This window comes from Streptomyces sp. NPDC028368, from assembly GCF_055565615.1.
In genome coordinates this window covers 19798-27690 of the sequence record NZ_JBVHTY010000034.1, presented here as the reverse complement: position 1 = coordinate 27690, position 7893 = coordinate 19798, and the positions used below count along the sequence as shown (strand labels likewise).

Annotated in this window: 7 protein-coding genes and 1 pseudogene; 6 read left to right on the top strand and 2 right to left on the bottom strand. The window is 70.0% G+C overall.

What is annotated here, in order from left to right:
• The 5 genes and pseudogenes from ACZ4S3_RS39705 to ACZ4S3_RS39685 form a co-directional block, all read left to right on the top strand.
• Positions 1 to 162 (top strand): annotated as a pseudogene (locus ACZ4S3_RS39705) (DUF4097 family beta strand repeat-containing protein); the annotation flags it as partial.
• A 26-nt stretch (positions 163 to 188) separates the two neighbouring features.
• A complete protein-coding gene (locus ACZ4S3_RS39700; RefSeq protein ID WP_467943585.1) occupies positions 189 to 1421 on the top strand; it encodes a serine hydrolase domain-containing protein in 1233 nt (410 codons plus the stop codon).
• 156 nt (positions 1422 to 1577) lie between these two features.
• Positions 1578 to 2021 (top strand): helix-turn-helix domain-containing protein, encoded by a 444-nt coding sequence (locus ACZ4S3_RS39695; RefSeq protein WP_467943583.1) that lies wholly within the window; start codon positions 1578 to 1580, stop codon positions 2019 to 2021.
• 32 nt (positions 2022 to 2053) lie between these two features.
• On the top strand, positions 2054 to 2746 hold the full coding sequence (locus tag ACZ4S3_RS39690; RefSeq protein WP_467943581.1) for a hypothetical protein: 693 nt from the start codon (positions 2054 to 2056) through the stop codon (positions 2744 to 2746).
• Positions 2747 to 2880: 134 nt separating this feature from the next.
• Complete coding sequence (locus ACZ4S3_RS39685) at positions 2881 to 3225, top strand: DUF2516 family protein (RefSeq protein ID WP_467943579.1); 345 nt, start codon at positions 2881 to 2883, stop codon at positions 3223 to 3225.
• An 82-nt stretch (positions 3226 to 3307) separates the two neighbouring features.
• On the opposite strand, the gene ACZ4S3_RS39680 is transcribed toward ACZ4S3_RS39685, so the two are convergent.
• Positions 3308 to 4696, bottom strand: coding sequence for a PP2C family protein-serine/threonine phosphatase (locus tag ACZ4S3_RS39680; protein ID WP_467943577.1), 1389 nt, complete (start codon positions 4694 to 4696; stop codon positions 3308 to 3310).
• A gap of 339 nt (positions 4697 to 5035) precedes the next feature.
• Complete coding sequence (locus tag ACZ4S3_RS39675; protein WP_467943590.1) at positions 5036 to 6121, bottom strand: C40 family peptidase; 1086 nt, start codon at positions 6119 to 6121, stop codon at positions 5036 to 5038.
• 603 nt (positions 6122 to 6724) lie between these two features.
• On the opposite strand from ACZ4S3_RS39675, the gene pstS reads away from it, so the two are divergent.
• Positions 6725 to 7849 carry a phosphate ABC transporter substrate-binding protein PstS gene (pstS, locus tag ACZ4S3_RS39670; RefSeq protein WP_467943576.1) on the top strand — a complete coding sequence of 375 codons (1125 nt, stop codon included), beginning with the start codon at positions 6725 to 6727 and terminating at the stop codon, positions 7847 to 7849.
• Positions 7850 to 7893: the final 44 nt, after the last annotated feature.

Sequence of the window (7893 nt, the reverse complement as noted above, 5' to 3'; positions counted from 1 at the left end):
GGCGAGATCTCGGTCGGCGCCGCCCGCGGAGTCTCCGCCTCCCTCGACGCCGGCACCACCTACGGCCGGATCCACAACGCACTCAAGAACACCGACGGCACCACCGGCCTGAACATCCACGCGACCACCGCCTACGGCGACATCACCGCCCGCAGCCTCTGACCCTCAGCCTCCAAAGGAGCACCGTCATGACGAACCCGGCCAACGCGGCGAACGGGCTGCTGCGCAAGGCATCCGAAGACAAGATTGTGATCGACGCCGGGGCGGCCGCACCCGGGACGGCCGCACCAGGGGTGGCCACCGTGGACAGCGGGGCCGTGCCGAAGGCCGCAGCCGGGCAGGATCGCCCGGAGCTGCAGAAGGCCATCCAGGAGTTCGTCGATTCCGGTTTCGCCGGGGTGCAGATGCGCGTGCACGATGAGCGGGGCGAGTGGGTCGGCAGCGCCGGGGTGCGCAAGCTGGGCGAGACCGCCAAGCCGCCGACGAACGGGCGGTTCTGGGTGGGCAGTGTCACCAAGACCTTCACCGCGACCCTGGTGCTGCAACTGGTGGCCGGGGACACGATCGGGCTGGACGCCCCGGTGGCCGACCACCTGCCCGAGCTCGGGCTGGACAAGCGGATCACCGTGCGGATGCTGCTGCAGCACACCAGCGGGTTGTTCAACTACACCGGCGAGTACTACGAGGACGGGACGGTCGTGGCGGGGATCCCCGCCACGGGCAAGGAGTGGGTGGACAACCGGTTCCGCAGCTACCGGCCGGAGGAGCTGGTACGGCTGGCGTTGTCCAAGCCGGCGCGGTTTGAGCCGGGGACGGACTGGAGCTACTCCAACACCAACTACACGCTGGCCCTGCTGCTGATCGAGAAGGTCACCGGCCGCTCGTACGCCGAGGAGATACAGCGGCGGATCCTGCAGCCGCTCGGGCTGCGCGGCACCGCGGTGCCGGGCACCTCGCCGGAGCTCCCCGGGCCGCACGCCCACGGCTACTACCGCTACCAGGACGCCGACCAGTGGAAGATCGTCGACGTCACCCGCCAGAACCTCTCCCTACTGGCCGGCGCCGGTGACATGATCTCGACCACCGAGGATCTCCACACGTTCTTCTCCGCACTGATGGGCGGCAAGCTCCTGCCGGCTCCGCTGCTGGACGAGATGCGCAAGCCGCATGGGAAGCTCGGCTACGGCCTCGGGCTGTTCGTGCAGGACCTGGGCCCGGACTGCGGCGGCACCGTCTTCCAGCACAACGGCAGCCCCCCGGGGGGCGGCGGGGCGCTGATGTACAGCACGCCCGACGGCAGTACGACCCTGACCGCCTTGCTGACCACCGGGGACGCCGCAATCGACCCGGCAAAGGAGTTCCCGAAGGCGTTGGACAGGCTCATCAAGGCGGTGTTCTGCGGCGGGCAGGCCGCGGGCTGACGGGGTCGAGCCGGCTGAGCTGACGGGCCGAGCACCTTGGGCCCGTCAGCCTTGAGGGTGGGCTCCTGACGGCCCGAAGGCGCCGCGGTGGCGACACGCGTCCACTTTTGCTAGCGGTTGCTTGCAATAGTTAGCACCGCCGTGCACTATCGAGGCATGGCATCACTCAATGTCGGCAACCTCGGCGAGTTCCTGCGGGAGCAGCGGCGCACGGCGCAGCTGAGTCTGCGGCAGCTCGCGGATGCCGCGGGGGTGTCCAACCCGTATCTCAGCCAGATTGAGCGCGGCTTGCGCAAGCCGAGTGCGGAGATCCTGCAGCAGCTGGCCAGGGCACTGCGGATTTCCGCCGAGACGCTGTACGTCCAGGCCGGGATCCTCGACGAGCGACAGGGACTGGATGGGGTCGAGGTGCAGACCGCGATACGCACCGACCCGTCGCTGAACGAGAAGCAGAAGCAGGTCCTGCTGCAGATCTACGAGTCCTTCCGCAAGGAGAACGGGCTCGGAAGCGGCGCGGACGGCACTGCGAACGGGCATGAGAACGGGCGCGGTTCGGACTCCCCAGAGTCAGAGGCCGACGGCGGCCCGCACGCCACCTGAGCAACCGATTTCGTTTCCAGGAGGAAGAACGCATGGCCATCACCGATGACCTCCGCAAGACCGTCACCGACCCCACCCCGCTGTACGTCCTGGCCGGTGCCGCCGATGTGGCGGCCGAAAAGCTCGGCGAGGTGCCGACCCTCGTCGAGAAGATCCGCGTCGAGGCCCCCAAGGCCTTCGAGTCGGTACGGGCCACCGACCCCAAGGACGTCCAGGACCGGTTCGCCAAGCAGGCCAAGGACGCTCAGGCGAAGCTGACCGAGCTGCTGGGCTCGCTGGACGGTGACCTGAAGAAGTTCCGCGAGCAGGCCCAGGAGTTGGCGCTGCAGGGCGTCGGCCGGGCCGCCGAGGTCGCCGTGCGGGCGCGCGAGACGTATGACGAGCTGGCCGAGCGGGGCCGCGGCGCGGTGCAGAACTGGCGCGGGCAGACCGCCGATCACGTCGAGGAGCTCGCGGTGGCGATCGAGCCGGAGCCGGCCACGAAGTCGCAGTCCCCGTCGCCGTCCCCGTCGCCCTCGCAGTCGAAGCCCCAGCCGCAGCCGCAGCCCAAGTCGCCGTCGACGGTGAACAGCGGCGCGGGGAAGAGCGACGCCAAGCCGGCCGCCACGGCGAACGGCACGAAGACCGCCGACGGCAAGCCGGCCGGCGCGAAGAAGCCCACTCCGGCGGCGCCGGCGGCGCGTAAGCCGGTGGCGAAGAAGACCACCCCGCCGGCCGCCAAGTGACTTCTGTCACCTTGCGCTGAGCGGGGCCGGGCCGGGCACACTTCGGGTGCCCGGCCCGTTGTTTGGGTACGGTGGCCCGCGGAAGGCCGGGCCACAAGGGGCCGAGACCGATAGAGCGAACGGGTGGTGGCAGCGTGCTGTACTACGGGTTCCAGGACCTTTTGGGCTGGGTGCAGCTCGCCCTTGGCGTGTACGCCGCCGTGATGCTGATCGATGCCGCGGTGCGCCGCGAGGATGCCTATCGCGCGGCCGACAAGCAGAACAAGGCCATGTGGCTGATTTTCCTCGGGCTGGCCACGACGCTGCTTTTCCTGATGCCCTTCGAGGCTTTCCTGCCGCTCCTCGGCATCATCGCCGTGATCGTCTACACCGTCGACGTCCGCCCGGCGCTCCGCCAGGTCGCCGGCGGCGGCCGCGGCCCGCGCCGCGGCGGTTCCAGCTCGGACGGTCCGTACGGGCCCTATAACGGCGGCCGGTAAGCGGCACAACCGCGGCCGGTGAGCGGCCTCCGGCCCGTCGCCGGTACGGCCCCTCGCCGGTACGGCTTCCGCCGGTACGGCCCTACGCCGGTACGGCTTCCGCCGCCGGCCCCTCCCGCCGGTCCAGGAGCAGCACGGCCACATCGTCCGTGAGCTCGCCGCCGTTCAGATCGCGCACTTCGCGAACCGACGCCTCCAGCAGCTCCTCGCCCCGCAGGCCGGCCGCCATCTGGCGGCTGACCAGGTCGGTCATGCCGTCCTGGCCCAGACGCCGGTTGCCGTCACCGGTCCGGCCCTCGATCAGGCCGTCGGTGTACATCATCAGGCTCCAGGCGCCGCCCAGTTCGACCTGCCGGCGGGGCCAGCGGGCGTTGGGCAGCAGACCGAGCGCCGGGCCGCCGAATTCGTACGGGAGCAGGCGCGGCGGCCGTCCCGCGCGGGCCAGCAGCGGAGCGGGATGGCCGGCCAGGCACAGGCCCGCGCGGCGGCCGTCGGGGGAGATGTCGACGGTGCAGAGGGTGGCGAAGATCTCGTCGTCGGAGCGTTCGTGCTCCAGCACCTTCTGCAGGGTGGAGAGGAGTTCGTCGCCACACAGGCCGGCGAAGGTCAACGCGCGCCAGGCGATGCGCAGTTCGACGCCGAGGGCAGCCTCGTCGGGGCCATGGCCGCAGACGTCGCCGATCATCGCGTGGACCGTGCCGTCCGGGGTGCGGACGGTGTCGTAGAAGTCGCCGCCGAGCAGCGCGCGGCTGCGGCCGGGGCGGTAGCAGGCGGCGAAACGCAGATCGGAGCCGTCGAGCAGCGGCGTGGGCAGCAGGCCGCGCTCCAGGCGGGCGTTCTCCTGCGCGAGCATCCGGGACTCGGTGAGCTGGCGCTGGGCAAGATCGGCGCGTTTGCGTTCGACGGCATAGCGGACGGCGCGGCTGAGCACGGCGCCGTCCAGCTCGTCGCGGAAGAGGTAGTCCTGGGCACCGACGCGTACCGCATCGGCGGCCCGCTCCGCGTCCGTCTCGGAGGTGAGCACCAGCACGGCCTGCGCGGGCGCCATCCGCAGCACCTCACGCAGCGCGCCGAGCGCGTCACCGGCGCAGTCGGCGTCGGCCGCATCGCGCTCGGCGCCCTCGGGCGGGGCCAGGTCGAGCAGGATGCAGTGCACATCGTCGGTGAGCAGCCGCGCGGCCTCGGTGAGGTTACGGGCGGTGCGCAGGCGAACCTTGCGGCCCGCCCAGTCCCACATGTCGGGGACGGGGCTGTTGGGGTCCTCGCCTATGAGGAGGAGGGTCAGGCCCTGGGGCAGCGCCCCCTCCGTGGAAAGGCCGTCGGCCGCCACCGGGGCGTCCGCGTCCTGGAGGGAGGCATCGCCCGCGGCCGGTGCGACGGCCACGTGCGCGGTATCCACGCAGGCGTCATCCACCGGTCCTGCCTGGTGCGGCAGCACGGCCGTCCGCTGCTGCGGTACGGGTACGGGCATTCCTGTATTCCTTCCCTCCCCCCGAGGGTGCGGGGGCGCGCCGAGTGGCGCACCACCGTGCCTGGCTCCACGCCGCTCGTCGGTCAAATGAGCGAGGCACCGCCCGGCACTGAGAGGCGACCATAGCGTCAGTTCCGAGCGGTATGGAATGGCCGACGGCAATCGGCCACTGTCATATGCGGCATCTCATCTGCGATTTGGCGCGGGGCGGGAGAAAAGCGGAATGACGAACATCACCCCGCCTGACCGAATCCTGACCGTGTGCGGTTACCCGCCGTTAACGGACTGATACCGATCAATCCGGTCATTCATCAGTGACCCGGGTCACCGGGCGGGACGCTATCGGTCCGCTCCCCCGCCGAGCTCGGCATCCGGCCGCACGACCCCCAGGATCGGCATCGAACCGGCGCCCGTGATCGTCACCTGGCGGCCCGGCCGCGGGGCGTGCACGATCGCACCGTCGCCGATGTACATCCCGACGTGGCTGGCGTCCGAGAAGTAAATGATCAGGTCACCCGGCCGCATGTCCTTGATCGCGACCCGGTGCAGCTGCCGCCACTGCTCCTGGGAGGTCCGCGGAATCGTGGTGCCGCCGGCCTGCCACGCGCGCAGGGTCAGGCCCGAACAGTCGAATGTGTCCGGCCCTTCGGCGCCCCATACATAGTCCTTGCCGATCTGTGACGTGGCATACGCGATGGCCTTTTTGCCGAAGCCGGACGCTTTGTTGCCGATCTCCTTCAGCACGCCGGAGTCGAGCCATTTCTGCTGTGTGCGGAAGGCCTGCTCGTCCTCCAGCTTCTTCAGCCGGTCCTTTTCCTTGGCGGCCAGCCGGGATTCGAGTTTCTTCGCCGCGCCGATCTTTTTCTTGATGTCCCGCTGCGCGCTTTCCTTCTTCTTGCGGTTCGCCTCGAGCCGCTCCCAGCGGTCCGTGGCGGCCTGCGAATAGTCTTCCAACTCACCCTTGGTCCGGGACAGTTGACCGATCACGCCCTTGGCGGCCTGCTGGGCCTTACGGACCAGAGTGGCGTCGTCGAGGAATGCGCCGGAGTCGGCGCCGAGCATCAGCTTGGCCTCGGAGGGCATTCCGCCGCCGCGGTACTGGGCGCTGGCCAGCGCGCCCGCCTGGCGTTTGAGGGCGGCCAGCTTCTGCTGGGTGCGGTCGATGGTCCGGGCCAGCTTGACGATCTCTTTCTGCTGGAGCTCGACCTGTTCCTTGGCGCCGTTATAGGCGTCGGTGGCCTTCTCCGCCTTGTGGTAAAGATCCTCGATCTTCTTCCGTACGTCCTCGAGGTGCTTGAGCGACGCCTCGGCGGAACCGGCATCCGCCGCCCCGCGCCTCTCCCCCGGCTTCGGATCCGCGTACGCCGCCGTCGCGGTCCCGCCCAGCAGCCCCGTCGCGCACAGGACCACGGCCGTACACGCCACCACACGGCCGCCCCGCGCCACGCCACGGCCCCACTTGCCCCGTTCACCCCGAACGCCCTGCCGTGCCCCCTGGCTCCCCACCAGCCACCTCCGGTCGTTCCGCACCGATTCGTGTCTTCGCCTAGGCGCGGATGCTGCCATACCGACCGGTAATTCAACAGAGCGACGGGCCGTTTCTCCACACCGGCGGGCCGGTTCGGCGTACCGCCGCGGGCCGGGCTCGGCGCACCGACGGACCGGTTGGGCACATGGGACGCACCGGCCACGCGCATCACTCGCCAACCACCCGCCCCAGCCACCCCCATCGCCCCTCGCCACAACCCGACCGACCGGCCGTTTCACCCCGGCCACCGGCAGTTTCACCGTGTAACGGCCCCGCATCACCCCACACCCACCTGACGGCCGAGGTTCACCCTGCGTTCACTCTCCTCCATCGGCCGCTTCACCTGATCTGCCTAATTTCAGCCGTACCGAGTGCGCGTCACGCCCCGATGGCAAGCGCAACCCGGCCGACCGACGCTGGAAGAAGCGACGGTCATCACACCCCCAATCGCTCCCCAGCACGCCGGTGAAGCGGCGCGCCCCAGGAAGGAACTCTCGACAGTGAAGCTTCAGCGCAAGAACCGGGTTCGCGCCCTCGCCGTTGGCGCTCTCGCCGTCTCCGGTGCCCTGGCCCTGACGGCGTGCGGCTCCGACGACACCAGCGGCTCCAGCGGTGGCGCCGGTGCCGCCAAGGCCGCGAACATCAAGTGCGAGGGCAAGGGCAAGCTGCTCGCGTCCGGCTCCTCCGCGCAGAAGAACGCCATGGACGTGTGGGTCCAGAACTACGCGGGCGCCTGCAAGGGCACCGAGATCAACTACCAGCCCACCGGCTCCGGCGCGGGCGTCACCACGTACCTGCAGGGCCAGACCGCCTTCGCGGGCTCCGACTCGGCGCTCAAGCCCGACGAGATCGCGAAGTCGAAGAAGGTCTGCAAGGGCGGCCAGGCGATCGACCTCCCGATGGTCGGCGGCCCGATCGCGGTCGGCTACAACGTCCCCGGCGCGGACAACCTCGTCCTGGACGCCCCGACCCTGGCGAAGATCTTCGACTCGAAGATCACCAAGTGGAACGACAAGGCGATCGCCAAGCTCAACCCCGGCGCCAAGCTCCCGGACCTCAAGATCCAGGCGTTCCACCGCTCCGACGACTCGGGCACCACCGACAACTTCACCAAGTACCTCAAGGCCGCCGCCCCCGGCGACTGGAAGCACGAGCCCGCCAAGAAGTGGGAAGGCACCGGCGGCCAGGCGGCCTCCGGCTCGGCCGGCGTCTCCTCGCAGGTCAAGCAGACCAGCGGCGCGATCTCGTACTTCGAGCTGTCCTACGCCACCTCCGGCAAGATCCCCACGGTCAAGCTGAACACCGGCGCCAAGGCCCCGGTCGAGGCCTCCGTCGACAACGCCTCCAAGGCGATCTCCGAGGCCAAGCCGGCCGGCCAGGGCAACGACCTGGCCCTGAAGCTCAACTACACCACCAAGGCCGAGGGCGCGTACCCGATCACCCTGGTGACGTACGAGATCGCCTGCGACAAGGGCAACAAGGCCGACACGCTGCCCGCCACCAAGTCCTTCCTGACCTACGTCTCCAGCAAGGACGGCCAGAGCGCCCTCAAGGCGCTCGGCTACGCCCCGCTGCCCACCGAGATCGCCGACAAGGTCCGCAAGACCGTCGCCACGCTCTCCTGACCTTCCGGGCGGGGGGGGGGCGCCCCGGGGGGGGGCCCCCCCCC

Excerpts from the sequence above, each read along its gene's own strand:
- ACZ4S3_RS39700 (WP_467943585.1), top strand. The coding sequence starts at position 189 with ATGACGAACCCGGCCAACGCGGCGAACGGGCTGCTGCGCAAGGCATCC.
- ACZ4S3_RS39695 (WP_467943583.1), top strand. The coding sequence starts at position 1,578 with ATGGCATCACTCAATGTCGGCAACCTCGGCGAGTTCCTGCGGGAGCAG.
- ACZ4S3_RS39690 (WP_467943581.1), top strand. The coding sequence starts at position 2,054 with ATGGCCATCACCGATGACCTCCGCAAGACCGTCACCGACCCCACCCCG.
- ACZ4S3_RS39680 (WP_467943577.1), bottom strand. The coding sequence starts at position 4,696 with ATGCCCGTACCCGTACCGCAGCAGCGGACGGCCGTGCTGCCGCACCAG.